Below are 24,927 nucleotides of genomic sequence, written 5' to 3'. Positions count from 1 at the left end.
ATCGATATCGAGAAGTTTCGCCAGGACTGCGACCTGTTTAATAACAGGGCTGCGGCTTTGCCGCTGGCTATCAATGGATTTCAGCCAGTGACTGTGAGTAATCAACTGACCGTTCTTTTTTGAATGGGATGGACACTTACAATCCTGATTCCTGCTGCTGTTATATCCATTGAGCACACTTGATATGAATGACAACAAAGTCCTGGTCTTGCGCACTTGTGCCAATGACATGTCGGACCACGCCGGCCAAGTCTGGCCTGAAGCCGGGCCCTTGGTGTGCAAGCACTGGTTGCCCACCAAAAAGCTCGAGAACGGCCTGGTCGGACTGTTGTGGGGCGAGGGTTCTTCTACGCAGCTAAGTCTGCGAGCCGATGCCAGATGGATTGTGTGCGAAGTTGACGCGGCGCACATCATCAAACTTGAAGAAGATGGCATGATCAAGTTTCCGCAAGCGGAAGTTGTTCACACCGGCACTCAGGAAAGTTCGACAAACTACATCTTACAAAACATCGATAATTATCAAACTGCCAACACCACCTCAATCGAAGCAAACTTGGAAACACCTAACAAACCATTAAACCGCGAATTCGAAAGTCGACGAGCACAGGGATACAGTCCTTCCGGCATCGGCGCGAAAGTCGACGCCTCGCAAAAGTTCGAAACGGCTGTTTACGGCAGCACACTGACCGGCGGTCATCAAAGTTATCTGCTGGCGGGTTACGGCAGCACTGAAACAGCGGGCGGCCAGAGTTCGTTGATTGCCGGTTACGGCAGCACCCTGACTGCCGCCGACAGCAGTTCACTGACGGCGGGTTACGGCAGCACGGAAATGGCCGGCAACGACAGTGCGCTGATCGCCGGATATGGCAGCACCCAGATTGCCGGCCAGAAAAGCACCCTGACGGCCGATTACGGCAGCACGCAAACCGCTCAGGACGGCAGCACCCTCACCGCCGGTTATGGCAGCACGGAAACCGCGGGCAGCGACAGCTCACTCACCGCCGGCTACGGCAGTACGCAAACCGCCAAGGAGGGCAGCGCGCTCACTGCTGGCTATGGCAGCACTGGAACCGCCGGATCGGAAAGCTCTTTGATCGCCGGTTATGGCAGCACCCAAACAGCGGGCCAGGACAGCACGCTGACGGCAGGCTACGGCACCACCCAAACCGCTCAGGACAGCAGCGCCCTCACCGCCGGTTACGGCAGCACGGGCACCGCCGGGCCGGAAAGTTCCTTGATTGCCGGATACGGCAGCACCCAGACCGCCGGCCACGAAAGCACGCTGACCGCTGGATACGGCAGTACTCAGACGGCTCAGGACAGCAGTTCACTTACCGCAGGCTACGGCAGCACCGCTACCGCCGGGCCGGAAAGCTCGTTGATCGCCGGTTACGGCAGCACGCAAACCGCCGGCCACGAAAGCACGCTGACGGCGGGTTATGGCACCACGCAGACCGCTCAGGAAAGCAGTTCACTCACCGCCGGCTATGGCAGCACCGCCACCGCCGGGCACGACAGTTCGTTGATCGCCGGCTACGGCAGCACGCAAACCGCCGGTTACGAAAGCACGTTGACCGCCGGCTACGGCAGCACCCAGACCGCCCAGGAAAGCAGTTCTCTCACGGCAGGCTATGGCAGCACCGGAACCGCCGGGCACGGCAGCTCGTTGATCGCCGGATACGGCACGACCCAGACCGCCGGCTACGAAAGCAGCCTGACCGCGGGCTATGGCAGCACCCTCACCGCTCAGGAAAGCAGTTCCCTCACCGCCGGTTACGGCAGTACCGAAACCGCCGGCGGCGACAGTTCGTTGGTCGCCGGATATGGCAGCACACAAACCGCCGGTTACGACAGCACGTTGACGGCTGGCTATGGCAGCACCCTCACCGCTCAGGGCGGCAGCTCCCTCACGGCGGGTTATGGCACCACGGAAACCGCCGGGCATGAAAGCTCGCTGATCGCCGGTTACGGCAGTACCCAGACGGCGGGCTATGAAAGCCACCTCACCGCCGGTTACGGCAGTACGCAAACCGCCAGGGAAAACAGTGTCCTGACCGCAGGTTATGGCAGCACCGCGACGGCGGGCGGTGACAGTTCATTGATCGCCGGCTATGGCAGCACACAAACCGCCGGTCACGACAGCACGCTGACGGCGGGCTACGGCAGCACCCTTACTGCCCGGGAACACAGTTCGCTCACCGCCGGCTATGGCAGTACTGAGACGGCCGGTTACAAAAGTACGTTGACCGCAGGTTACGGCAGCACCCTCACCGCTCGGGAAAGCAGCGTGCTCACCGCCGGTTACGGCAGTACCGAAACCGCCGGCTTCGAAAGCTCGTTGATCGCCGGTTACGGCAGCACGCAAACCGCCGGCTACGAAAGCACCCTGACGGCAGGCTACGGCAGCACCCTCACGGCACAGGACAACAGTTCACTCACCGCCGGTTATGGCAGCACCGAAACCGCCGGCTTCGAAAGCTCGTTGATCGCCGGTTATGGCAGCACGCAAACCGCCGGATACGACAGCACGTTGACGGCGGGTTACGGCAGCACCCTCACCGCGCAGCACAACAGCACCCTCACCGCCGGTTATGGCAGCACCGAAACTGCGGGCCAGGACAGTTCGTTGATTGCCGGTTACGGCAGCAGCCTGACCAGCGGCATCCGTAGCTTCCTCACCGCCGGATACGGCAGCACGCTGATCAGCGGATTGCGCAGTGTATTGACCGCCGGTTACGGCAGCTCGCAAACCGCCGGTTTCGAAAGCACGTTGACCGCCGGCTACGGCAGCAACCAGATCGCCAGTCATCAAAGCTCCCTGATCGCCGGCCCCGACAGCACGCAGATCGCCGGTCACAAAAGTATGTTGATCGCTGGCAAGGAAAGCTCACAAACCGCCGGTTCTCGCAGCACGCTGATCGCCGGCGCCGGCAGCATTCAGACCGCAGGCGATCGCGGAAAATTGATCGCCGGCAAGGACAGTACCCAGATCGCCGGCGACCGCAGCAAGTTGCTGGCGGGCAGTAACAGCCATCTCACGGCGGGTGATCGCAGCAAGCTGACGGCAGGTGATGACTGTACGTTGATGGGTGGCGATAAAAGCGTTTTGACGGCGGGCAAGAACTGCATTCTGGTGGGCGGCGCCCGCAGCAAGTTGATTGGCAGCCTGGGTTCGACGCTGACTGGCGGCGAGAATGCGACGCTGATTTTTCGCTGCTGGAACGGCAAGCGCTACAAGAATGTCGTGGCGCACACCGGCAAGGATGGCGTCGAGGCGCATGTTCCGTATCAGGTGGATGAGGCGGATAACATCGTCAGCAAACCCGACGAATAACCCTGCACCGTAACAGCGCGAGGCGGCTACCAGAGGCCACCCTCAGGGTTTGAGGGCGGCCATGGAGTTTATGACTCAGTAGCCCAGCGACAACCCGGTATTACGGCGCGGATCATTCGCCCCGTAGTAACGGTTCTTGCCCACCGGTTTGCCACCCAGCGACGGCGCGCCGACCAGGATCGCCGCCACATGGTTGGCGTCCTGTGGCCCGGCAAACTTATGCCCCCAACTTTCGAGTAGCTTCACCGTGTCCGGACTGGTGGTGAAGGTCTCCAGGTTGGTTTCTTCCGGCAGCCACTGCTGGTGGAAACGCGGCGCATCCACCGCTTCCTGAATGTTCATGCCGTAGTCGATCACGTTGAGGATGGTCAGCAAGGTCGCGGTAATGATGCGGCTGCCCCCGGGTGTGCCGACGACCATCACCACTTTGCCGTCCTTGGTGACGATGGTCGGGCTCATGGACGACAGCGGCGCCTTGCCCGGCGCGATGGCGTTGGCCTCCCCCTGCACCAGGCCGTACATGTTCGGCACGCCGATTTTCGAGGTGAAGTCATCCATTTCATCGTTGAGGATGACCCCGGTCTTACTGGCCATGACGCCAGCGCCAAACCAGTCGTTGAGGGTGTAGGTCATCGACACCGCATTGCCCCATTTATCGACGATGGAGAAGTGCGTGGTGTTGCTGCCCTCATGCGGTGCTACGCCGGGTTTGATCTCCCGGGACACACCGGCCTTTTGCGGTTGAATCGCGGTGCGCAGTGTGGTCGCGTAGTTTTTGTCCAACAGGTGAGCGATCGGGTTCTTCACGAAATCCGGGTCGCCGAGGTAGCTGTTGCGGTCCACATACGCGTGGCGCATCGCTTCGATCTGATAGTGCATGCCCTGGGCGGAGTGATAGCCCAGATCTTTCATCGGGTAGCCGTCGAGAATGTTCATGATCTCGCAGATCACTACCCCGCCGGAGCTTGGCGGTGGCGCCGAAACTACGTGATAGCCACGGTAATCGCACTCCACCGGCGCCAGTTCGCGGGTCTTGTACTTGTCGAGGTCAGCCTGGGTGATGATGCCTTTGTTGGCCTGGCTGGAGGTGACGATGGCGTCGGCCACCCAACCTTTATAGAAACCGTCGGCGCCCTTCTCGGAAATTTCCCGCAGGGTTTTGCCCAGGTCCTTTTGCACCAGTTTCTGCCCGACCTGCATCGGCTCACCGTTGCTCAGGAAGATCGAGCCGGAGTCACGCATGTCCTTCTTGAACACGTCGGTGGCGGTTTCCAGCAGATCGACATCGCCCTGCTCCAGCACGAAGCCTTCTTCGGCGAACTTGATGGCCGGGGCGATCACTTCCTTGCGCGGCTTGGTCCCGTATTTGCTCAGGGCCAGCTCCATGCCGGACACGGTGCCCGGCACGCCGACGGCCAAGTGGCCACGAGTGCTCAGGTCCGGGACGACGTTGCCGTCCTTGTCCAGGTACATGTTCGCCGTAGCGGCCAGCGGGGCTTTTTCGCGGAAATCGAGGAACGTCTTGCGCCCGTCCGCCAGCTGAATGGTCATGAAACCGCCGCCGCCCAGGTTGCCTGCTGCGGGATAGACCACTGCCAGCGCATAGGCCACCGCCACCGCCGCGTCCACGGCATTGCCGCCGTTCTTCAGTTCATCCACGCCTACATGAGTGGCCAGGCGCTGGGCCGTGACCACCATGCCGTTTTCGGCCGCAACCGGGGCCACTGAGGCTGCATAAGCACTGAGGCAACTGAGCGCCAATGAGGTCGCCATCAACGTTTTGGCAAAAGGTTCGAACTTCATGATTCGGTCTCTTTTTTGTTTTTAGGCTCTGCAATAACAGAGGGAACGCTTCAAGAGCAGTAGCCAGTATGGCTGGGATTACGTATTGCGCCTCCCCGATGAAGCAGTATGCTTGCGCTCTATTCAGCCGTTTTCGGAGTTCGCCGGCATGAGTTACACCTTCACCACCATGGCCTCACCGGTCGGCGAGTTGAAGCTGGTCGCGAACGGTTCAAGACTGGCAGCCATCCTCTGGGAAAACGACAAACCGAATCGGGTACGCCTGGGGCCGATGACTGAAGCGCCGGAGAATCCAGTCCTGCTGCGCACCGTTTAACAGTTGCAGGAATACTTTGCCGGTACCCGAAACCGTTTCGATCTGGAGCTGGATTTTGCGGGCACCGACTTTCAGAAAAAGGTCTGGCAGGCGCTGCTGACCATTCCGTTTGGCGAAACCCGCAGTTATAGCGAGATTGCCCGGCAGATCGGCAATCCCAGCGCGGTGCGGGCGGTGGGCGCGGCGAATGGCAAAAACCCGATCTCGATCGTGGCGCCGTGCCATCGGGTGATCGGGGCGTCAGGGAAATTGACCGGGTTTGCCGGGGGGCTTGAAGCCAAGGAGCGACTGCTGACGCTGGAGGGTTGCGAATGGTCGGGGGCCAGCCGGACGGGTGAGTTGTTCTGATCTGACTCACCCCTCGCCACAAAAGCCCAGCTCTCTCAGGTAATGGCGAAGAGGTTTTTCATCGCCGCGTATTGCAGCAGCATGATGGTCTTCGCATCGCAGATCTCCCCGCGATAAAACGCCTCAAGCGCCTCATCAAACGTCCACTCCAGCACTTCCAGCTCTTCGGTCTCTTCCTCCAGCCCGCCGCCTGCGCTGACTTTCGACGCAGCGTCATATTCGGCGATGAAGAAGTGCAGTTTTTCGGTGACCGAGCCGGGGCTCATGTAGGACTCGAAGACCTTTTGCACGTGGTGCACGCGATAGCCGGTTTCTTCTTCAGCTTCAGCACGGATGCGCTCTTCGGGATCGGCCCCCTCAAGTAATCCGGCCGCCACTTCGATCAGCAAACCATCGTGACCGTTGACGAATACCGGCAACCGAAACTGACGCGTCAGCACCACGGTTCTCTTCTCGCGGTTGAACAGCAGAATTGCCGCGCCATTGCCACGGTCGTAGACCTCGCGGGTCTGGCGCTGCCAGTCGCCGTTGTTACGCTGATAGTCGAAGGTGATTTTCTTCAGCAGGTACCAGTCGTGGGACAACACCTGGGAGTCGATGATGCTGACCCGGTCGGCTGTATTTGCCATCAAAACGCATCCTTTTTAAGTCAAAAGAGCCCCATGGTAGGCGAAAACCAAAAAGCCCGGCATCTCTGCCGGGCTTCTTTTTACTGCGGGTTGGCGACTTCAGGCGCCGCAAACGCTTCCTCATTGGAAGACAGCCGCTTGCCGTTGATCAACGGCCCGTAGCGACGACTGAATTCCCAGTTGTACGGCACGTGGTCCTTATTGATGCCGTTGTCCCAGTTCACCGACCAGGTCATCAGGCCTTTGATCGAAAGCCCTTTGGCGTCCAGACGCTTGAAGGCATTCACCACCGCCGCCGGGTTGATCACGTAACCGGTGGCCGCCGCGTCGACGTTGGCCGGCAGGCCGATCACGAACTTGTCTGCCGGGATTCTGGTGAACCCGCGAGTGCCGCTCACCAGGCTTTCGGTGAGATAAAACAGGAAATCCTCTTTCATCGCGTCGTTGTTCTGGGCGATCCACGCGCCATTACCGTTATTGGCTTCCTGCACCCAGATCCCGTCACCGCCCTGGTTGTAATACTGTGGGGCGATGAAGTCGTAATAGCCTTCCAGAGCCTGGAGGTAGCCGACGTATTTGCCGGCAGTGGTCAGGTACGGAAACTCCGGCGCCATGCTAATGATGAAGTGTTTGCCTTCACCGGCGTAATGGTCCTTGACCAGTTTCAGCGCGGCGGGCAGGACGGTCTTGTTGTCGGCGAAATCAATCGCGCTCTGTTCAAGATCAATGTCCAGGCCATCGAAGCCGTAGGTTTCCACCAGGCGGATGATTTCGTTGGCCAGTGGTTGTTCGTTGCCTTTGTGCAGCTCGATGTGCGCATCGGCGCCACCGAGGGAAATCAGCACCGCCCTGCCCTGGCTGTTCAGCACGCCGACCTGGCGACGGAACTCGACGTCGGACAGGTTGTAAGGCTTGAAGGTCGGAATGCCGTTGCCCTTCATGAAGGCCACGGCCACCACGTTGTAATCCTTGGGCACATCCTGCAGCGCGATATTGGCGAATTGGCCGCGCTGGTAACCGTCGCTCGGCCCGGCGGGCCAGTTGTGCCAGAAACCCATGAGGATCTTTTTGCCGGCGATGCTCGGCATCAACGACGCAGCGTCGCTGACGGTCGATTTCAATAACGTAAAGTCGAATTTTGACATGTTCTATTCCTTCAGAACGTGTGGAGGGTTAACGCTTCGGGTTTACTTGAAGTCCACGTCGAACGCTTGATAGAAGGCGTTGCCGGTGTTGGCGACGATCCACATCAGCACGATGACGTGATGGCCTTTTTTATTGGCCGGCAATTTCACTTCGTGATTGACCTTGGCCACCATCTCAGCCGAGTGGCTGTAATACGGGACCTGCGTGTAGAAGTCCTCGGCGAAAGGCTTGGCTTCCAGTTGCGCACGAGTGATGCGCTGGTTCGAGTCCCAGCCGTCCTTGGTAATCAGCCAGCGATAACCACGAGTAACGTGAGGCGCGGTGTATTTCCAGGTGACTTTGAAGGTCTGGCCCGGATCGACGTTCAGCAGCGGCCAGGCAAACGGGCGGCCCAGCTTCTTGCTCAGTTCTTCGTTGGTGAAATTGACGCAATCACGCTGATCCACTTTGCCGCCACTGAGAATGTAACCGTCGGCAGGCGGGATAACGCTATCGCTGTCGGTTTGATACGGCGCCGGGAACGGACCGGCGGACAGTGACGGGAAATTCTTGCCACCTTCCATTTCGTTGACTTGCCAGTCCCCCAGCAGCCCCTGCTCGATGGCAATCGCACCACGGCTGGGAGGGGATGTGACACGACCGTGTCGCAGTTCGGGTTGAGTCTGTGGTTTGTTCATTTTTTTCACTCCATTGATTTAAGAACTCTCCTTCCTGAGGAGAGGCCTTCAACCTAACGGAGCTGCTTTTTTTGTCCACCGACCGGATTTTCGCTTGTGGCGATGCTGCCTTGGCCAATTCCCTGCAAATACTGGATGTATAGCCAGTACTTTGAATCAAGTCCTACGCCCTGTGTAGGCGAAGGCCTACAGTGCAAGGCAGCAATCGGAACCATTCTCACCTCAGGAAAGTTGTTCCTTGTATTCCTTTTCGTATTGGCCGGCGAGGGACTCTTTCTGCTTTTCGTCGAGCAACTTGCCGGCCATCTGGAAGAACTTCTGCTCTTCTTCCTTCAAGTGGTGATGGACTTTCTCGGCGAGTTTTTTCGCCGTCACCAGCCACGTCGGATCCGACATCTCGGTCTCGTCCAGGGTCTCCATCATTTCGTCCATCTCATGGTGTTCGGAAATGGCATGGCGACTCAGGTCGACACCGTTGTCGAACTCCATCAAAGGGATGTAGAAATGCCGTTCTTCCGCGGTTTCGTGGGCCTGGAGTTCAGCTTTGAGCTGCTTATAGGCCTCGACCCGTTCCGGGGTGTCGCCGCTGGTCTTGACCAGTGCTTCGGCATAGCTGCGCTGACGGTCGTGGCTTTCGCGCAAGGCTTCGAAAATGTTCATTGGCTATCCTCATGGCCGCGTTCTGAATTGACGCTCTAGAGGCTAGACACCTGCGCGCAAGCGGCGGTTCCACTGGCGTTCAGGGATGGAACAATGGCGGCGAGCCAGATAATCTGCGGGGTCATTGCCAAAAGGACATCGCCATGACATTGCGTATCGAACGCTCGCTGGACCCCACCAATGAAGAACGCGAGGCCATCCTTGCACCGCTGCGAATCTATAACGCGGCGCAAGCGGGGCTTGCCAAGCCGGAGCCGGTTGCCTTGCTGGTGCGCGACGACCACGGCGAGATTCTCGGCGGGTTGTATGGCCGGGTGTTTTATCAGTGGCTGTTTATCGAATTGCTGTCGGTGCCGGAACAGGCCCGAGGACAGGGGCTGGGCACGAACCTGATGGAAATGGCCGAAGAACTGGCTCGGGAGAAGGAATGTGTGGGGATCTGGCTCGATACCTTTGGCTTTCAAGCGCCGGAGTTTTACAAGAAGTTGGGGTACAGCGAGTTCGGTCACATCGCTGACTATCCGCCTGGGCATACGCGCCACTTCTTCCAGAAGCGCCTTATTCATACCTTTTAAAAACACAAAACCCTGTGGGAGCGAGCTTGCTCGCGATGGCGGTCTGACATTCACTATTGATGTCGACTGAAATACCGCTATCGCGAGCAAGCTCGCTCCCACAGGGGGAATGCACAAGCCGTTATAAACAGGTCGCCAACGCCGCCAACCGGCGTTTGGTCACAAAATCGTCGTGCTGTGAGTAGAAATTCAACTGCGTCCCGGAAGCATCGCTGCTCAAGTCCACAAACACTTCCGCCGACCGGGTGTAGACCGTCGAACCACCCTTCTTGCCCGGTTGCAGATAAGCCCCGGCATCCACCCCGAACACCGCTTCGTCCTGCCAGGCGAATTGCACGCACTGGGCGACGACTTTTTCCGGTTTGTCCGAGTTCATGACCTTGGTCGGGGATTTGCTGCGGGAGTCGTCCATCACCGAGCCCGCGCAGCCCGCCAGCAGGGTGGCGGCCAGCGCCACCATCAGAATTCGCATCGTGTTCGCTCTTCAAGAAAAAGCGGACTGTATCACCGTGGCGCGGCGTATCGTTCTGCTTTACTTCATTTATACCGCGACACCGCGTGACGATTCGCGCACCCTGTCGCGCAATTAACAGTGCATCACCTCTTTTTCTGGAAAGCCACATGACACCCAACGCCGAATTCTACAAACCTACCGCCGAATACGCGGACAAGCTGATCAGCCAGATCGGTCAGACACCTTCCTGGATCGCCAAGCGAATCGGCGTCACCGACAAGCGGATTCGTTACATCCTCGACGGCGAAAGAACCGTCAAGGGCGAAACCACGCCGATCCAGATGACCTACCCCGAGCAGTTCGCCCTCGAATGCCTGGCCGCAGCGGCCAAGGCCAAGAAGCAATCTTCGTAACCTGACCTGCAAGGAGCGACCATGGCAGTCACCGAACAGCGACACGAGCAGGCACTGAACAGGTTTCTCGATGAGCGCCCGGAACTGCGTCACGAGCTCGATAACCTCAACCCCCTGCTCGCCCAGGCCAAAGGGGAAACCCCGGCCCAGTACCGCGACGAGCGCTTGCACGAAGCCTTCGAAGCCGAGGCCGAGCGCCTGGATTTGTTTGCCTGGGAACTGACCCTGCAACTGACCGCGCCCACCGCCGAGGACTACCAGGTCCAGCGCATGGAAGTGCACAAGGAAGTCGCTGAAATGGCCGGCATGGACTGGCTGGAGTATTGCGAGTTATATGGATTGAGCAAGTGACCACCACGGTCGCTGCCTGAGGACGATTTACGCCGATGCTGCCATCCGCCTCGACTCACCGGGCCAGCCCTGGCCACCTGCATATCCAGAAATGGCGCGGGCGCATCGGCATGATGCTGGTCGCCACACTGTCGGTGCTCGCCGGCATGACCGATGCCATTGGCTTCATGGCCAGCGGCGATTTCGTGTCCTTCATGAGCGGCAACACTACCCGGCTCGCCGTCGCGATCAGTGATGGCGACCTGGGCCTGACCCTGCGTCTGTTGATTCTTGTGGCGACGTTCATCGTCGGCAACGCGCTGGGCATTGTCGTCAGCCGACTCGGCGGACGCCGGGCGTTGCCGTTGCTGCTGTGCATCGCCACCCTGCTCTGCGGTGCAGCCGCGTGGCCCTATGACGAACAACTGCCGGCGCTGCTGGCGGCGATCATCGCCATGGGCATGCTCAATGCCGCCGTGGAAGATGTGAATGGTTTGCCCGTTGGCCTGACCTACGTCACCGGCGCCCTGTCGCGCTTCGGCCGTGGCCTGGGGCGCTGGATGCTTGGCGAACGGCGCAATGGCTGGCGGGTGCAGTTGATTCCGTGGAGCGGCATGTTCGCCGGCGCGGTACTGGGCGCGGTGCTGGAACATCACCTGGGGCTCAAGGCGCTGTTTGTCAGCGGCTTGCTGGCCGGTGTGGTGGGATTGCTGTCGCTGAAAATCCCGCGGCGCTGGCAGTTGGGCTACATGCCGCGTTGACACAGTGATCGTTCCCACGCTCTGCGTGGTAATGCATCAAGGGACGCTCCGCGTTCCAATGGGACGCAGAGCGTCCCGGGCTGCATTCCCACGCGGGAGCGTGGGAACGATCACTCGGGAGCGTAATCGCCCTTCGCCGCTTCTGCGATAAAGCATTATCATGGCCGCAGTTTTGCTGATCGAGTCCGTCATGAAGTTCGCCATCGCGCTGTTTTCCGCCGCCCATGCGCCCTCCTCGCGCCGTGCCTTGCTGTTCGCCCAGGCTGCGCTGGCCGGCGGGCATGAGATTGTCCGGCTGTTTTTCTATCAGGACGGCGTCTATAACGCGTCCCGCAGCGTGGTTACGCCACAGGACGAGCAGGACTTGCCCAAGCAATGGCGCACCTTTGTCGCCGAGCATCAACTGGACGGCGTCGTATGCATCGCCGCTGCTCTGCGTCGCGGTGTGCTGAACGAGGAAGAAGCCAAGCGCTATCAACGTGAAGCGGTCGCCGTCGGCGCACCGTGGGAATTGTCCGGTCTGGGTCAGTTACACGACGCGGTGCAAGATGCCGACCGCCTGATCTGTTTCGGAGGCGCGTGAGATGGCTAAATCCTTGCTGATTATCAGTCGCCAGGCGCCATGGTCCGGGCCGAACGCGCGAGAAGCGCTGGACATCGTGCTGGCCGGCGGTGCGTTCGATCTGCCGATCGGCCTGCTGTTTCTTGATGACGGCGTGTTTCAACTCGCCGCAAAACAAGACGCCAAGGCCCTGCAACAAAAAGACCTGAGCGCCAACTTGCAAGCGTTGCCGATGTTTGGTGTCGATGACCTGTTCGTTTGCGCCGACAGCGCCGCCCAACGTGGTCTGGACCCGAACACTCTGGCACTGGAAGAAGCTCAGGTACTGGCCGCCGCCGAAATCACCGCCCTTATCGACCGTTATGACCAGGTGATCACCCTCTGATGTCGACTCTGCATGTGTTGTCTCATTCCCCGTTCGGCGACGATCGTCTGTCCAGTTGCCTGCGCGTGATCGGCGCCGACGATGCGCTGTTGCTGTCCGGCGACGCGGCGTATGCCTTGCAACCGGGCACGGCGCCGTTCAACACGCTGAACGCTCGCAGCCTGAAACTGTTCGTGCTGGCCGAAGATGTCCAGGCCCGAGCGTTGGTGGTGCCTGACTGGGCCGAGGCCATCGATTACCCGGCCTTCGTCGAACTGTCGATCCACTACGACAAGGTCAACAGTTGGCTATGAATTCCCTGACGGTCGGCGCCCACGCCATCGAGCTGGACAAGGACGGTTTCCTGGTCGAACTGAGCGACTGGTCCACCGACGTGGCCAGTGCTTTGGCCGCTGTCGAAGACATCGAGCTAAGCCCCGAGCACTGGGAAATCCTCGAACTGCTGCGCAGTTTCTACGCTGAATTCCAGTTGTCCCCGGCGACGCGCCCGCTGATCAAGTACACCGCGTTGAAGCTCGGTCCGGAAAAAGGCAACAGCCTGCACCTGAACCGACTGTTCAAAGGCACCCCTGCCAAACTCGCCGCAAAACTGGCGGGCCTGCCCAAACCGACGAATTGCTTATGACCGACTTCCCTGCACTGACCCTCGAAACCCCCGCCGAGCACCCGTTCGCCCAGTTCGTGCGGATCCTCGGCAAAGGCAAGCGTGGCGCCCGTGACCTGACTCGTATCGAAGCCAGGGAGGCCATGGGCTTCGTGCTGGACGACAAAGTCGAGGACACTCAGCTCGGCGCGTTTTTGATGCTGCTGCGGCACAAGGAAGAAAGCGCCGAGGAGATGGCAGGGTTCACCGAGGCCTTGCGGGAACGGCTGAAAGCGCCGGCTCTGAAGGTCGATCTGGATTGGCCGACGTATGCTGGCAAGAAGCGTCATCTGCCGTGGTATCTGTTGGCAGCCAAGTGTCTGGCACAGAACGGCGTGCGCATTTTCATGCACGGCGGTGGCGCGCATACGGCGGGTCGACTGTACAGCGAGCAACTGCTGGAAGCGTTGAAAATCCCGCTGTGCCGCAATTGGCAACAGGTGGGCGAAGCGCTGGATAACGGCGGTCTGGCGTTTATGCCGCTGGTGGATTGGGCGCCGCAACTTCAGCGCATGATCGACCTGCGCAACACCCTGGGCCTGCGTTCACCGATCCATTCCCTGGCGCGGATTCTCAATCCGCTGGGCGCGCGCTGTGGCCTGCAAAGTATTTTCCATCCGGGCTACCAAGCTGTGCACCGCGATGCCAGCGGCTTGCTCGGCGACACCGCGATTGTGGTGAAGGGCGATGGTGGCGAAATCGAGATCAACCCGGACGCCGACAGTCACTTGTACGGCACCACTGGCGGCGAAAGCTGGGACGAGGAATGGCCGCAACTGTCGGCGCAACGCCACGTCAAACCGGCGTCGCTGGATCCTGAGCATTTGAAAGCCGTGTGGCGCGGTGATGTGGTCGACAGCTACCCGCAAATGGCGCTGATTTCCACCATGGCCCTGGCCCTGCGCGGCCTCGGCCAGACCCGCGAACAAGCCTTCGAAACCGCCCAGCACTATTGGGATGCTCGGGACAGATCGATTTAACCGATCATAGCTGCCCAACCTTTGCGCTATTTAATCGAACCTATGCGCATAGACTCCTCTCCAACGCTTATCGGTTGAGGAGTCTTGAAATGGGTTTGTTAGTTGAAGGCCGCTGGCACGACCAGTGGTACGAAAGCAGCAAGGACGGCGCGTTCCAGCGCGAACAAGCGCAGCGCCGCAATTGGGTGACCGCTGGCGGCCAGCCGGGCCCGAGCGGTGTCGGTGGTTTTGCGGCCGAGGCCGGGCGCTATCACCTCTACGTGTCCCTCGCCTGCCCCTGGGCGCACCGCACGCTGATCCTGCGCAAACTCAAAGGTCTTGAATCCCTGATCGACGTGTCGGTGGTCAGTTGGTTGATGCTGGAAAATGGCTGGACCTTTGACCAGAGCCTCGGCTCCACCGGCGACAAACTCGACCATTTCAACTTCATGCACCAGCGCTATACCGCTGACACCGCCGACTACACCGGCCGTGTCACCGTGCCGGTGCTGTGGGACAAACAGCAGCAGCGTATCGTCAGCAATGAATCGGCGGAGATTATCCGCATGTTTAATAGCGCGTTCGATGACCTGACCGGAAATGACCTGGATTTCTACCCGGCGCCGCTGCGTAGCGAAATCGATGCCCTGAACGAACAGATTTATCCGGCGGTGAACAACGGTGTGTACCGCGCCGGGTTTGCCACGTCGCAGAAGGCCTATGAAGAGGCTTTCGATGATGTGTTTGCCGAGTTGGATCGTCTGGAATGGCTGTTAGGCGAGAACCGTTACCTGGTTGGCGAATACCTGACGGAAGCGGACATTCGATTGTTCACCACGCTGATTCGCTTCGATGCGGTGTACTACGGGCACTTCAAGTGCAACCTGCGGCGGATTGCCGATTATCCGAACCTGTCGAACTGGCTGCGGGAGTTGTATCAGTGGCCGGGGGTTGCCGAAACGGTGGATTTTGAACATATCAAAAATCATTACTACGGCAGCCACAAGACCATCAACCCGACGGGGATTGTGCCGAAAGGACCGGCGCAGGACTTTACCGCAGCGCATGATCGGGCGCGGTTGGGTGGGAAAGGGGTTTGGCGCCAGGCCTGACAGCAGATCGTTCCCACGCTCTGCGTGGGAATGCAGCCCGGGACGCTCCGCGTCCCATCAAAAGCCGAACGCGGAGCGTCCGTGGAGGCATTCCCACGCAGAGCGTGGGAACGATCGGTTACCGGGTTCAGACCTGCGCCTGAGCCCCTTCAAACCATGCCAGTTTCTCGCGCAGTTGCACCACTTCCCCAACGATCACCAGCGTCGGCGCATGCACTTCATGCTCCGCTACGAGTTGTGGAAGATCGGCCAACGTCCCGGTAAACACCCGCTGATTGACCGTGGTGCCCTGCTGAATCAGCGCCGCCGGCGTGTCCGCACCGCGACCATGCTTGATCAACTGCTCGCAAATGATCGGCAAGCCCACCAGCCCCATGTAAAACACCAGGGTTTGCGCGGGTGCAACCAAATCGGCCCACGGCAGATCGGTGGAACCGTCCTTCAGGTGCCCGGTGACGAAGCGTACTGACTGCGCGTAATCACGGTGCGTCAGCGGAATCCCGGCATACGCCGCGCAACCACTGGCCGCCGTAATGCCCGGCACGACCTGGAACGGAATGCCATGGGCCGCCAGCTCTTCGATCTCTTCACCGCCACGGCCGAAGATGAACGGATCGCCGCCCTTCAACCGCACGACCCGCTTGCCAGCCTTGGCCAAATCGACCAATTGTTTGTTGATCTGATCCTGCGGCACAGCGTGATCGGCGCGGCGCTTGCCGACGTAAATCCGCTCGGCATCGCGACGGCACAAATCCAGGATCGCCGGGGCGACCAAGCGGTCGTACAGCACCACATCGGCTTGCTGCATCAGGCGCAACGCGCGGAATGTCAGCAAGTCCGGATCACCCGGGCCAGCGCCGACCAAATACACTTCGCCCGTAGCTTTCGGGGCCTCACCGGCGATTTTCGCCAGCATCAAACGCTCGGCTTCAGCGCCCTGCCCGGCCAGTTGCCGGTCGGCAATCGGGCCCTGGAACACATCTTCCCAGAACGCCCGACGCTGCTGCACATCCGGAAACAGGCCTTTGACCTGACTGCGAAAACGCGCCGCCAGACCGGCCAGTTGACCGTACGTGGAAGGAATCCAGGTTTCGATTTTGGCCCGGATCAACCGCGCCAGCACCGGCGCATCGCCGCCGCTGGAGATGGCAACGATCAGCGGCGAACGGTCGACAATCGCCGGGAAGATCACGCTGCACAGGGCCGGCGCATCCACCACGTTGACCGGCATGCAACGCCGATGGGCATCGGCGGAGACTTGCGCGTTCAGCGGTTCGTCGTCGGTGGCAGCAATGATCAGCCCGCAACCGTCCAGATCCGCTTCGACGTAGCCACGCAACAGGCATTCGCCACCGCTGCCGGTCACCAGTTCACGCAATTGCGGTTCTATTTCAGGTGCGACCACCCGCAGCTGCGCACCGGCTTCGGCCAGCAGGCGGGACTTGCGTAAGGCAATCTCCCCGCCGCCGACGACCAACACACGACTGCCGCGCAGGTTATGAAACAGCGGCAGATAGTCCATTTAGCCGATGACCTCAAGGCCACCCATGTACGGTTTCAGTACGGCTGGCACACGGATCGAACCGTCGGCCTGCTGGTAGTTTTCCAGCACCGCCACCAAAGTACGACCGACCGCCAGGCCGGAACCGTTCAAGGTGTGCACGAGTTCAGGCTTGCCGGTTTCCGGGTTACGGAAACGCGCCTGCATACGACGGGCCTGGAAATCACCGCAGTTGGAGCACGACGAGATTTCGCGGTACTTGTCCTGGCTCGGGATCCACACTTCCAGGTCGTAAGTCTTCACGGCGCTGAAGCCCATGTCGCCGGTGCACAGCGCGATGGTGCGGTAAGGCAGTTCCAGCAATTGCAGGACTTTCTCGGCGTTGGCAGTCAGGCCTTCCAGTGCGTCCATCGAGGTCGATGGCTCAACGATCTGCACCATCTCAACTTTGTCGAACTGGTGCTGACGGATCATGCCGCGCGTGTCGCGACCCGATGCGCCGGCTTCGCTGCGGAAGCACGGAGTGTGGGCAACGAACTTGATCGGCAGCAGTTTCGAATCGAGGATTTCGCCGGAAACGATGTTGGTCAACGACACTTCGGCAGTTGGGATCAGGTACAGATCGGCTTCGCCTTCGCGGCTGATCTTGAACAGGTCTTCTTCGAACTTCGGCAACTGGCCAGTGCCTTGCAGGGCCGGCGCCTGGACCAGATACGGCGTGTAGGCCTCTTCATAGCCGTGTTCGCTGGTGTGCAGGTTGATCATGAACTGCGCCAGAGCGCGGTGCAGACGGGCGATCGGGCCACGCAGCAGAGCGAAACGGGCGCCAGACAGCTTGGCGGCGGTTTCGAAGTCCAGCCAGCCAAATTTCTCGCCCAGGGCCACGTGGTCCTGAATCGGGAAATCGAAGGCGGTTGGAGTGCCCCAGCGGCGCACTTCAACGTTGCCGTCTTCATCGGCGCCGACCGGCACGGATTCGTGGGGCAGGTTCGGGATACCGAGCAGGATCGAGTCCAGGTCAGTCTGGATCTGGTCCAGTTCTACCTTGCCGGCGCTCAATTCGTTCGCCATGCGCTCGACGTCCGCCATCAACGGCGCGATGTCTTCGCCGCGCTGCTTGGCCTGGCCGATGGATTTGGAGCGCACATTACGTTCAGCCTGCAGTGCTTCGGTGCGGGTCTGGACGGTCTTGCGCTGTTCTTCCAGCGCTTCGATGCGCGCAACATCCAACGTGTAGCCACGGGATGCCAGGCGGTCCGCTACGTCCTGAAGGTTGCTACGTAACAGTTTGGAATCGAGCATGTCGGTCTCTCGTTTATCAAAGTTTGGTCAAGGATAGGCCAGCCCACGTGGCGAGCAGCCCGCCGAATACGCTAATGGCCAAATAACCGAAGGCCATCGGTGCCTGCCCGGTTTCCAGCAGGCGCAACGTATCCAGTGAAAAGGATGAAAAGGTCGTTAGACCGCCTACAAAACCGACGATCAGGCCGGCGCGAATTTCGATCGGTATTTCCGGGCGCATCAGAAACCACCCGTAGAGCAAACCGATAATCAGGCAGCCCACCAGATTGACGGCCAACGTCGCCAGATAAAAATGCCGGGGCCAATTGGCGCTGACCCAAGTGCTGGCGGCGAAACGCAGTAATGTACCAGCGATACCGGCGACGGACACCGCAAGAATCGTTCGAATCACTATTTTCTCCGCTGCCGGGGGCTCAGACGATCAAGTTGGGCGAGGTGGTTGAGCTTCTCGCCGATCTTCAATTCCAGGCCTCGCGGCACCGGTTGATAGAACGGTTGTGGCTCGAGTTCTTCCGGGAAGTAGTCTTCACCAGCGGCATAAGCGTCCGGCTCATCATGGGCATAACGATATTCATCGCCATAACCCAATTGCTTCATCAACTTGGTCGGCGCATTGCGCAGGTGCAGCGGCACTTCCAGCGAACCGTGTTCGGTGGCGCTGCGCATCGCGGCTTTGAAGCCCATGTACACCGCGTTGCTTTTCGGCGCGCAAGCCAGATAAGTGATGGCCTGGGCCACCGCCAATTCGCCTTCGGGGCTGCCGAGGCGCTCCTGCACTTCCCACGCCGCCAGGCACAGGCTCAGGGCGCGAGGGTCAGCGTTGCCGATGTCTTCGCTGGCCATGCGCACCACGCGCCGGGCCAGGTACAACGGATCGCAACCGCCGTCGATCATGCGCGCGAACCAGTACAGCGCGCCGTCCGGGTTGGAGCCGCGCACGGACTTATGCAGTGCGGAAATCTGGTCGTAGAACGCTTCGCCACCCTTGTCGAAACGCCGACGGGTATCGCCGAGCAGACTTTGCAGCAGCTCGATGCCGATCTCGCTGTTGTCTTCGGCCAGGTCCGAGGCGTTTTCCAACAGGTTGAGCAGACGCCGGCCATCGCCATCGGCGGCGGACAGTAGCATCTGGAAGCCTTCATCGCTGAGGGTCAGTTGCCGCTTGCCCAAGCCCCGCTCTTCGGTGAGGGCGCGGTGCACCAGTTTGCGCAGGGCCGCTTCGTCGAGGCTTTTGAGCACGTAAACGCGCGCCCGTGAGAGCAAGGCGTTGTTGAGTTCAAAGGATGGGTTTTCGGTGGTCGCGCCGATGAAAATCAGCGTGCCGTCTTCAACGTAAGGCAGGAATGCATCCTGCTGGGACTTGTTGAAGCGGTGCACTTCATCGACGAACAGAATGGTCCGGCGACCGTATTGCCCGGCTTGTTGCTTGGCGATTTCTACCGCCTGACGGATTTCCTTCACCCCGGCCAGTACCGCCGAAACGGTTTCGAAGTGCGCATCCGAGACCTCCGCCAGCAACCGCGCGAGGGTGGTTTTCCCCACGCCCGGCGGGCCCCAGAAGATCATCGAGTGCAGGGCACCCTGCTCCAGCGCTTCACGCAAAGGCTTGCCGCGAGCGAGAAGGTGTTCCTGACCGACGTACTCATCCAGATTGGCGGCACGCAGACGGGCGGCCAAGGGCTGAGCAATCGGGGCACTGCGAAACAGGTCCATCACGTGCGTTTAAAACCTCACTGATTCTCTAGCCCCTGTAGGAGCGAAGCTTGCTCGCGAAAGCGGTGGGTCAGTCGCCTTTAATGTCGCCTGAAACACCGCTTTCGCGAGCAAGCTTCGCTCCTACAGAGATCTACGGTTATTCCTGGATCACGTCCGCACCCTTCGGGATGTCGAACTTGAACTTGGACGCCGGGATCGGCTCGTTGGCCTTCACGCCGGTGAACAGCAGGTTGGTGCGCTGACCGACGCTGTCGATCATTTGCATGTCATTCAGCAAGCCATTGCGGAAGGACAGACGCAGGCTGTCGAACAGGGTGTCCTTGGTTTTCGGCTTCAGGGTGAAGTCAATCACGCCGCCGGCTTCCTTGGCGCTGATGTCGAAGCTCTGGCTGATCTTGGACACATCACCGGACAGCAGCAAGGCCGGGGTCTGGGTCAGACGCTCGTCAAGCTTCTTGATGGTGGCCTGTTCCAGGTCCGGGTCCCACAGGGTGACTTTCTTGCCGTCTGAGACCATGGTTTGTTCAGCCGGCGCATTGGTGTGCCAGTAGAACAGGCCCGGACGCTGCAACGACATCTCACCGGTGGTTTCCTGCAACTGGGTACCGCTGCCATCGAGGGTCAGTTGGGAGAAATTCGCGGTCAGGGTCTTGGATGTTTCCAGCAGTTGGGTCAGGCGCGTCACGTCCTTGCCATCGGCGTGGGCCGAAAGCGTGGTCAAAGCCAGAACCGGCAGCAACAGCATGCGGATAAGACGCATGGGAGTCCTCTTGATATTCGTGGGGTTCAGGCAGCGCGTCACTGCGCCACCCTTTTTGATTCAATTCAGTCGCGCACCGGGCCAGGGGCCAGGACTTCGCGCGAACCGTTGGTGTTCATGGACGTCACGACCCCGGCCATTTCCATGGCTTCGATCATGCGTGCGGCGCGGTTGTAGCCGATCTTCAGCTTGCGCTGCACCGCCGAGATGGATGCCCGACGGCTTTCCAGCACGAACTGCACGGCTTCGTCATAGAGCGCGTCGGACTCGCTGTCTTCATCGCCGCCGCTGCCGCCTTCAAAGCCGCTACCCGGCTCTTCGACGCCCGCCAGGATCTCGTCGTTGTATTCCGGCGCGCCGCGCAGTTTCCAGGCCTCAACCACCCGGTGAACTTCGTCATCGGACACGAACGCACCGTGAACCCGGATCGGCAGGCTGGTGCCCGGTGGCATGTAGAGCATGTCACCGTGGCCCAGCAGTTGTTCGGCGCCGCCCTGGTCGATGATGGTCCGGGAATCGATCTTGCTCGATACCTGGAACGCCATGCGCGTCGGGATGTTGGCCTTGATCAGACCGGTGATCACGTCAACCGACGGACGCTGGGTCGCGAGGATCAAGTGGATACCGGCGGCACGGGCCTTCTGGGCGATACGGGCGATCAGTTCTTCAACCTTCTTGCCGACGATCATCATCATGTCGGCGAATTCGTCGACGACTACGACGATGGTCGGCAACTTGTGCAGCAACGGCGCTTCGTCGTGAATGCTTTCGCGCTTGTACAGCGGATCGGATAGTGGCGTACCGGCCTCCTCCGCATCCTTGACCTTCTGGTTGAAGCCGGACAGGTTACGCACGCCCATCTTCGCCATCAGTTTGTAGCGACGCTCCATCTCCGCCACGCTCCAGCGCAGGGCGTTGGCCGCGTCCTTCATGTCGGTGACCACTGGGCAGAGCAAGTGCGGAATGCCTTCGTAGATCGACAGCTCCAGCATTTTCGGGTCGATCATGATCAGCTTGGCGTCTTCCGGGCCGGACTTGAACAGGATCGACAGGATCATTGCGTTCACACCCACCGACTTACCGGAACCGGTGGTGCCGGCCACCAGCAAGTGCGGCATTTTCGCCAGGTCGGTGATGACCGGCTTGCCGCCGATGTCGTGGCCCAGGGCCAGGGTGACCGGCGATTTGAAGTTGTCGTACTCGGGGGATGACAGCACTTCGGAGAAGCGCACGATCTGTCGGTCTTCGTTGGGAATCTCGATACCGACCGTGGTCTTGCCCGGAATCACTTCCACCACCCGCACGCTGGTCACGGCGAGCGAACGCGCCAAATCCTTGGCCAGGTTGGAGATGCGGCTGACCTTGACCCCGGCGGCTGGCTGAATTTCGTAACGGGTAATGACCGGGCCGGGGTGAATCGAATCCACGGTGACTTCGACGCCGAATTCCTTGAGCTTGATTTCCAGCAAGTGGCCAACCGCCGCCAGGGATTCGGGCGAGTAATTGAGTTGTTTCTTTTCCGCAGGGTCGAGAATCGAGATCGGCGGCAAGGTGCCTTCCACAGCGCTGTCGACGAACAACGGCGCCTGTTTCTCTTTTTCCACGCGCTTGCTCGGTGCTGCCGGTTTGGACGGCGCGGGTGCAATCACTGGCGGCACCTGCTTCTCGCGGTCCGACATGTGCTTGCTCAGGGCCTGCTCGCGCTCAATCAGGCGTTCCTTGACCTTGGCCTGCTCGCGTTTGTCGGTCACGGTCGGGGCCACCACGTCGTGGACGCGGTCGTCGACTTCACGCAACTGGGCGACCAACTGTTTGCGTTCGACCCGGGCCGCCCACCAGCGATTGGCCGCGCCCTGGAACAGTTCGAACAGGTCGAGGGTGATCTTGCCGGTGAGGTCCATCACCTTGAACCACGACAGGTCGGTGAACACCGTCAGGCCAAACAGGAACAGCGCAATGAACAACAATGTGCTGCCCTGGATGTTCAGGGCATTCCTGGCCAGGTCGCCCAGGCTTTCGCCCAACGCGCCGCCTGCGCCGGCCGGCAGACCGGTCGCTGCATGGAAATGGATGTGCGCCAGCGCCGCGCCCGACAGCACCAGGAACACCAGGCCGATCAGGCGCCAGGAGAACAACCAGCCGCTCCACTGCCACGGCTCATGGCGTTGACGGAAGATCTGGTAGATTTTGACCGCCAGTAACAGCGGGAAGATGTAGGCGAAGTAACCCAGCACCATGAACAGGATATCGGCGCTGTAGGAGCCAACCGGACCGCCGAAGTTCTGCACATCGTCGATCTTGCTGTTATGGCTCCAGCCCGGATCGTCCTTGCCGTAGGTCAACAGGGCCATCATCAGGAACAGGCACAAGGCGCCGATGGCGATCAACGCACCTTCCTTGAGTCGGTAGTGCAGATGCTGGCGCCAAAGCGGTACGACGGCTGGTTTAGGTGCTGCGGTGGATTTCTTCAAAACGCTACTTTTCCTGCGCCTGTGGCGCGTCCATCTGTTGAATGACTATAAAAAACTGCCCAATCCAGGCAGGTAAAAAAGTTAACCGATGCAACTGGGACTACTTTTAACACTGCACCCCGGTGTTTCAAAACAGGGCAGGCACTGCTTTTTTATTACAAGCGCTGTTACAAGCAGGCATTGTACGGGTTTGTTCGCCCGATGCCATGCTTGCCGCCCTTGGGTGTAGCATAGCCAAAAGCACATGACACACGGTTCAATTTGAGCACGCATTCTCTTTTGTGACAAAGGCTTATGAGGTGTTTTTATGAGCGAAGCTAAGCATTCACGCCTGATCATTCTGGGTTCCGGCCCTGCCGGTTACAGCGCCGCCGTTTATGCCGCCCGCGCCAACCTCAAACCCGTCGTCATTACCGGCATACAGGCAGGTGGCCAGCTCACCACCACCGTCGAAGTCGACAACTGGCCCGGCGACGTCGAAGGCCTCACTGGCCCGGCGCTGATGGAACGCATGCAAAAACACGCCGAGCGCTTTGACACAGAGATCGTTTACGACCACATCCACACCGCCAAGTTGCAGCAGCGCCCTTTCGAACTCATTGGCGACAGCGGCACCTACACCTGCGACGCCCTGATTATCGCCACCGGCGCCTCGGCGCAATACCTGGGGTTGCCCTCGGAAGAGGCCTTCGCCGGCAAAGGGGTTTCGGCTTGTGCGACGTGTGACGGCTTCTTCTACCGCAATCAGGTGGTCGCGGTGGTCGGTGGCGGCAACACAGCCGTTGAAGAAGCACTGTACCTGTCGAACATTGCCAAGGAAGTCCATTTGGTACACCGACGGGACAAGTTGCGTTCGGAGAAGATTCTTCAGGACAAACTGTTCGAGAAAGCCGCCAACGGCAATATTCGCCTGCACTGGAACCAGAACCTCGATGAGGTGCTGGGCGATGCCAGCGGCGTGACTGGTGCCCGCCTGCGCGACAGCCATACCGGTGAAACCCGTGAGCTGCCACTGGCCGGCGTGTTCATCGCCATCGGCCACAAGCCCAATACCGACCTGTTTCAGGGCCAGTTAGCGATGCGTGACGGGTACCTGTTGATCAAGGGCGGCAATGAGGGTGATGCCACTGCCACCGAGATCCCGGGCGTGTTCGCCGCCGGTGACGTGGCCGATCACGTTTACCGTCAGGCCGTAACTTCTGCCGGAGCCGGCTGCATGGCCGCACTGGACGCCGAGAAATACCTCGACGATATTCCTGTGGTTTGACGTTCTACTTTACGGTGGGCCCCGTTGCCCGCCACCGCCCTCCCCTACTGCAAGCCCGGATGCCATGCTGACTTGGTTACAACGCAACACCCTGACTTTTCCACCCCTGGAAAAAGCCATGCGCGATCCCAACGGCCTGTTGGCGGCGGGCGGTGACCTGTCCGCCGATCGACTGGTCCAGGCCTATCGCCACGGCTGTTTTCCCTGGTTTTCCGAAGGCCAGCCGATTCTCTGGTGGTCGCCGGACCCGCGCACGGTTTTGTTTCCCGACGAACTGCACGTGTCCCGCAGTCTGAGCAAACTGCTGCGCCAACAACGCTATCAAGTGACCCTCGATCAGGATTTTGCCGCAGTCATCCAAGCCTGCGCCGCGCCACGGGATTACGCCGACGGCACCTGGATCACCCAAGCGATGCAGGACGCCTACCTGGAACTGCACCGGCGCGGCTTCGCCCATTCGGTAGAAGTCTGGGACCAGGGCGAACTGGTCGGCGGCCTGTATGGCCTGGCCATGGGTCAGCTGTTTTTCGGCGAATCGATGTTCAGCCGCGCCGACAACGCCTCCAAATATGGCTTTGCCACACTGGTGCGCCATCTGAAAGACTCAGGCTTTGTGCTGATCGACTGCCAGATGCCCACCGACCATTTGCACAGTCTCGGTGCCCGAGCGATACCGCGCAACGAGTTTGCCGGCTACCTGGCGCGGCACCTGGATCAGCCCAGCGGCGCCAACTGGGTTTGCTGAGCGACTTTTGCGCGGGTGGCTTACACTTAACTTAAAAGCTTATTCCCGAGGGTTGATC

At 60.0% G+C, this 24,927-nt stretch carries 24 protein-coding genes and 2 pseudogenes; 14 read left to right on the top strand and 12 right to left on the bottom strand.

Annotated features, from left to right (window positions below; genetic code table 11):
* The first annotated feature begins 184 nt into the window (after nt 1-184).
* A complete protein-coding gene (locus BK667_RS04100) occupies nt 185-3,334 on the top strand; it encodes a beta strand repeat-containing protein (RefSeq protein ID WP_123596842.1) in 3,150 nt (1,049 codons plus the stop codon).
* A gap of 75 nt (nt 3,335-3,409) precedes the next feature.
* Here the strand turns inward: BK667_RS04100 and ggt are convergent, their stop codons facing one another.
* Nucleotides 3,410-5,137, bottom strand: a complete 1,728-nt coding sequence (gene ggt / locus BK667_RS04095) for a gamma-glutamyltransferase (protein WP_123596841.1) — start codon at nt 5,135-5,137, stop codon at nt 3,410-3,412.
* A 148-nt stretch (nt 5,138-5,285) separates the two neighbouring features.
* Between ggt and BK667_RS04090 the strand changes: the two are divergent.
* Nucleotides 5,286-5,801, top strand: a pseudogene (locus BK667_RS04090) (methylated-DNA--[protein]-cysteine S-methyltransferase).
* A gap of 35 nt (nt 5,802-5,836) precedes the next feature.
* Here BK667_RS04090 and BK667_RS04085 read toward each other — a convergent pair.
* The 4 genes and pseudogenes from BK667_RS04085 to BK667_RS04070 form a co-directional block, all read right to left on the bottom strand.
* Nucleotides 5,837-6,430: an NUDIX domain-containing protein gene (locus BK667_RS04085; RefSeq protein ID WP_123596840.1), complete on the bottom strand. Its 594-nt coding sequence runs from the start codon at nt 6,428-6,430 to the stop codon at nt 5,837-5,839.
* Between the two features lie 143 nt (nt 6,431-6,573).
* Nucleotides 6,574-7,575: pseudogene (locus BK667_RS04080) on the bottom strand (chitinase); the annotation flags it as partial.
* A gap of 42 nt (nt 7,576-7,617) precedes the next feature.
* Complete coding sequence (locus tag BK667_RS04075) at nt 7,618-8,253, bottom strand: lytic polysaccharide monooxygenase auxiliary activity family 9 protein (RefSeq protein ID WP_123508943.1); 636 nt, start codon at nt 8,251-8,253, stop codon at nt 7,618-7,620.
* Between the two features lie 222 nt (nt 8,254-8,475).
* On the bottom strand, nt 8,476-8,913 hold the full coding sequence (locus tag BK667_RS04070) for a hemerythrin domain-containing protein (protein WP_123508942.1): 438 nt from the start codon (nt 8,911-8,913) through the stop codon (nt 8,476-8,478).
* 143 nt (nt 8,914-9,056) lie between these two features.
* On the opposite strand from BK667_RS04070, the gene BK667_RS04065 reads away from it, so the two are divergent.
* Entirely contained in the window at nt 9,057-9,488 is a 432-nt protein-coding gene (locus BK667_RS04065) for a GNAT family N-acetyltransferase (RefSeq protein ID WP_123596839.1), read from the top strand.
* A 121-nt stretch (nt 9,489-9,609) separates the two neighbouring features.
* Here BK667_RS04065 and BK667_RS04060 read toward each other — a convergent pair whose 3' ends face one another.
* Complete coding sequence (locus BK667_RS04060; RefSeq protein ID WP_123596838.1) at nt 9,610-9,960, bottom strand: hypothetical protein; 351 nt, start codon at nt 9,958-9,960, stop codon at nt 9,610-9,612.
* A gap of 149 nt (nt 9,961-10,109) precedes the next feature.
* On the opposite strand from BK667_RS04060, the gene BK667_RS04050 reads away from it, so the two are divergent.
* The 9 genes from BK667_RS04050 (at nt 10,110) to BK667_RS04010 (ending at nt 15,107) form a co-directional block, all read left to right on the top strand.
* A complete protein-coding gene (locus BK667_RS04050; protein ID WP_054053620.1) occupies nt 10,110-10,355 on the top strand; it encodes a hypothetical protein in 246 nt (81 codons plus the stop codon).
* Between the two features lie 21 nt (nt 10,356-10,376).
* Nucleotides 10,377-10,706: a DUF6388 family protein gene (locus BK667_RS04045; RefSeq protein WP_123508939.1), complete on the top strand. Its 330-nt coding sequence runs from the start codon at nt 10,377-10,379 to the stop codon at nt 10,704-10,706.
* Nucleotides 10,707-10,741: 35 nt separating this feature from the next.
* Nucleotides 10,742-11,446, top strand: coding sequence for a YoaK family protein (locus BK667_RS04040; protein WP_123508938.1), 705 nt, complete (start codon nt 10,742-10,744; stop codon nt 11,444-11,446).
* 190 nt (nt 11,447-11,636) lie between these two features.
* Nucleotides 11,637-12,029 (top strand): sulfurtransferase complex subunit TusD, encoded by a 393-nt coding sequence (gene tusD / locus BK667_RS04035; protein WP_123596937.1) that lies wholly within the window; start codon nt 11,637-11,639, stop codon nt 12,027-12,029.
* Between the two features lies 1 nt (nt 12,030).
* Nucleotides 12,031-12,393 (top strand): sulfurtransferase complex subunit TusC, encoded by a 363-nt coding sequence (gene tusC, locus BK667_RS04030; RefSeq protein ID WP_123596837.1) that lies wholly within the window; start codon nt 12,031-12,033, stop codon nt 12,391-12,393.
* Nucleotides 12,393-12,686 carry a sulfurtransferase complex subunit TusB gene (tusB, locus tag BK667_RS04025; protein WP_123596836.1) on the top strand — a complete coding sequence of 98 codons (294 nt, stop codon included), beginning with the start codon at nt 12,393-12,395 and terminating at the stop codon, nt 12,684-12,686. The genes tusC and tusB overlap by 1 nt, the downstream gene beginning before the upstream one ends.
* Nucleotides 12,683-13,018 (top strand): TusE/DsrC/DsvC family sulfur relay protein, encoded by a 336-nt coding sequence (locus tag BK667_RS04020; RefSeq protein ID WP_123596835.1) that lies wholly within the window; start codon nt 12,683-12,685, stop codon nt 13,016-13,018. The genes tusB and BK667_RS04020 overlap by 4 nt, the downstream gene beginning before the upstream one ends.
* Nucleotides 13,015-14,016 (top strand): glycosyl transferase family protein, encoded by a 1,002-nt coding sequence (locus tag BK667_RS04015; protein WP_123596834.1) that lies wholly within the window; start codon nt 13,015-13,017, stop codon nt 14,014-14,016. Before BK667_RS04020 ends, BK667_RS04015 begins: the two co-directional genes overlap by 4 nt.
* 89 nt (nt 14,017-14,105) lie before the next feature.
* On the top strand, nt 14,106-15,107 hold the full coding sequence (locus tag BK667_RS04010; RefSeq protein WP_123596833.1) for a glutathione S-transferase family protein: 1,002 nt from the start codon (nt 14,106-14,108) through the stop codon (nt 15,105-15,107).
* 127 nt (nt 15,108-15,234) lie between these two features.
* Here BK667_RS04010 and cysG read toward each other — a convergent pair whose 3' ends face one another.
* The 6 genes from cysG to BK667_RS03980 all read right to left on the bottom strand — a co-directional run bounded on the left by cysG (nt 15,235) and on the right by BK667_RS03980 (nt 22,857).
* Entirely contained in the window at nt 15,235-16,629 is a 1,395-nt protein-coding gene (cysG, locus tag BK667_RS04005) for a siroheme synthase CysG (RefSeq protein WP_123596832.1), read from the bottom strand.
* Nucleotides 16,630-17,910: a serine--tRNA ligase gene (gene serS / locus BK667_RS04000; protein WP_123596831.1), complete on the bottom strand. Its 1,281-nt coding sequence runs from the start codon at nt 17,908-17,910 to the stop codon at nt 16,630-16,632.
* Nucleotides 17,911-17,926: 16 nt separating this feature from the next.
* Nucleotides 17,927-18,301 (bottom strand): fluoride efflux transporter CrcB, encoded by a 375-nt coding sequence (crcB, locus tag BK667_RS03995; protein ID WP_123508930.1) that lies wholly within the window; start codon nt 18,299-18,301, stop codon nt 17,927-17,929.
* Complete coding sequence (locus tag BK667_RS03990; protein WP_123596830.1) at nt 18,301-19,623, bottom strand: replication-associated recombination protein A; 1,323 nt, start codon at nt 19,621-19,623, stop codon at nt 18,301-18,303. Before BK667_RS03990 ends, crcB begins: the two co-directional genes overlap by 1 nt.
* A gap of 139 nt (nt 19,624-19,762) precedes the next feature.
* Nucleotides 19,763-20,386, bottom strand: coding sequence for an outer membrane lipoprotein periplasmic chaperone LolA (gene lolA, locus BK667_RS03985; RefSeq protein ID WP_123508928.1), 624 nt, complete (start codon nt 20,384-20,386; stop codon nt 19,763-19,765).
* A gap of 65 nt (nt 20,387-20,451) precedes the next feature.
* Nucleotides 20,452-22,857, bottom strand: coding sequence for a DNA translocase FtsK (locus tag BK667_RS03980; RefSeq protein ID WP_083471288.1), 2,406 nt, complete (start codon nt 22,855-22,857; stop codon nt 20,452-20,454).
* 307 nt (nt 22,858-23,164) lie between these two features.
* On the opposite strand from BK667_RS03980, the gene trxB reads away from it, so the two are divergent.
* Nucleotides 23,165-24,124 (top strand): thioredoxin-disulfide reductase, encoded by a 960-nt coding sequence (gene trxB, locus BK667_RS03975; protein WP_123596829.1) that lies wholly within the window; start codon nt 23,165-23,167, stop codon nt 24,122-24,124.
* A gap of 64 nt (nt 24,125-24,188) precedes the next feature.
* Nucleotides 24,189-24,869, top strand: coding sequence for a leucyl/phenylalanyl-tRNA--protein transferase (aat, locus tag BK667_RS03970; protein ID WP_123508926.1), 681 nt, complete (start codon nt 24,189-24,191; stop codon nt 24,867-24,869).
* Nucleotides 24,870-24,927 lie beyond the last annotated feature (58 nt).

Source organism: Pseudomonas frederiksbergensis (assembly GCF_003732705.1).
Taxonomy (GTDB): Bacteria; Pseudomonadota; Gammaproteobacteria; order Pseudomonadales; family Pseudomonadaceae; genus Aquipseudomonas; species Aquipseudomonas frederiksbergensis_F.
The sequence above is the reverse complement of the archived record's forward strand: the minus strand, read 5'-3'. Positions and strand labels throughout refer to the sequence as shown.

What these genes read in the sequence shown, in the direction of transcription:
- BK667_RS04100 (WP_123596842.1), top strand. Translation starts at nt 185, where the DNA reads ATGAATGACAACAAAGTCCTGGTCTTGCGCACTTGTGCCAATGACATG.
- ggt (WP_123596841.1), bottom strand. Translation starts at nt 5,137, where the DNA reads ATGAAGTTCGAACCTTTTGCCAAAACGTTGATGGCGACCTCATTGGCG.
- BK667_RS04085 (WP_123596840.1), bottom strand. Translation starts at nt 6,430, where the DNA reads ATGGCAAATACAGCCGACCGGGTCAGCATCATCGACTCCCAGGTGTTG.
- BK667_RS04075 (WP_123508943.1), bottom strand. Translation starts at nt 8,253, where the DNA reads ATGAACAAACCACAGACTCAACCCGAACTGCGACACGGTCGTGTCACA.
- BK667_RS04070 (WP_123508942.1), bottom strand. Translation starts at nt 8,913, where the DNA reads ATGAACATTTTCGAAGCCTTGCGCGAAAGCCACGACCGTCAGCGCAGC.
- BK667_RS04065 (WP_123596839.1), top strand. Translation starts at nt 9,057, where the DNA reads ATGACATTGCGTATCGAACGCTCGCTGGACCCCACCAATGAAGAACGC.
- BK667_RS04060 (WP_123596838.1), bottom strand. Translation starts at nt 9,960, where the DNA reads ATGCGAATTCTGATGGTGGCGCTGGCCGCCACCCTGCTGGCGGGCTGC.
- BK667_RS04050 (WP_054053620.1), top strand. Translation starts at nt 10,110, where the DNA reads ATGACACCCAACGCCGAATTCTACAAACCTACCGCCGAATACGCGGAC.
- BK667_RS04045 (WP_123508939.1), top strand. Translation starts at nt 10,377, where the DNA reads ATGGCAGTCACCGAACAGCGACACGAGCAGGCACTGAACAGGTTTCTC.
- BK667_RS04040 (WP_123508938.1), top strand. Translation starts at nt 10,742, where the DNA reads ATGCTGCCATCCGCCTCGACTCACCGGGCCAGCCCTGGCCACCTGCAT.
- tusD (WP_123596937.1), top strand. Translation starts at nt 11,637, where the DNA reads ATGAAGTTCGCCATCGCGCTGTTTTCCGCCGCCCATGCGCCCTCCTCG.
- tusC (WP_123596837.1), top strand. Translation starts at nt 12,031, where the DNA reads ATGGCTAAATCCTTGCTGATTATCAGTCGCCAGGCGCCATGGTCCGGG.
- tusB (WP_123596836.1), top strand. Translation starts at nt 12,393, where the DNA reads ATGTCGACTCTGCATGTGTTGTCTCATTCCCCGTTCGGCGACGATCGT.
- BK667_RS04020 (WP_123596835.1), top strand. Translation starts at nt 12,683, where the DNA reads ATGAATTCCCTGACGGTCGGCGCCCACGCCATCGAGCTGGACAAGGAC.
- BK667_RS04015 (WP_123596834.1), top strand. Translation starts at nt 13,015, where the DNA reads ATGACCGACTTCCCTGCACTGACCCTCGAAACCCCCGCCGAGCACCCG.
- BK667_RS04010 (WP_123596833.1), top strand. Translation starts at nt 14,106, where the DNA reads ATGGGTTTGTTAGTTGAAGGCCGCTGGCACGACCAGTGGTACGAAAGC.
- cysG (WP_123596832.1), bottom strand. Translation starts at nt 16,629, where the DNA reads ATGGACTATCTGCCGCTGTTTCATAACCTGCGCGGCAGTCGTGTGTTG.
- serS (WP_123596831.1), bottom strand. Translation starts at nt 17,910, where the DNA reads ATGCTCGATTCCAAACTGTTACGTAGCAACCTTCAGGACGTAGCGGAC.
- BK667_RS03990 (WP_123596830.1), bottom strand. Translation starts at nt 19,623, where the DNA reads ATGGACCTGTTTCGCAGTGCCCCGATTGCTCAGCCCTTGGCCGCCCGT.
- lolA (WP_123508928.1), bottom strand. Translation starts at nt 20,386, where the DNA reads ATGCGTCTTATCCGCATGCTGTTGCTGCCGGTTCTGGCTTTGACCACG.
- trxB (WP_123596829.1), top strand. Translation starts at nt 23,165, where the DNA reads ATGAGCGAAGCTAAGCATTCACGCCTGATCATTCTGGGTTCCGGCCCT.
- aat (WP_123508926.1), top strand. Translation starts at nt 24,189, where the DNA reads ATGCTGACTTGGTTACAACGCAACACCCTGACTTTTCCACCCCTGGAA.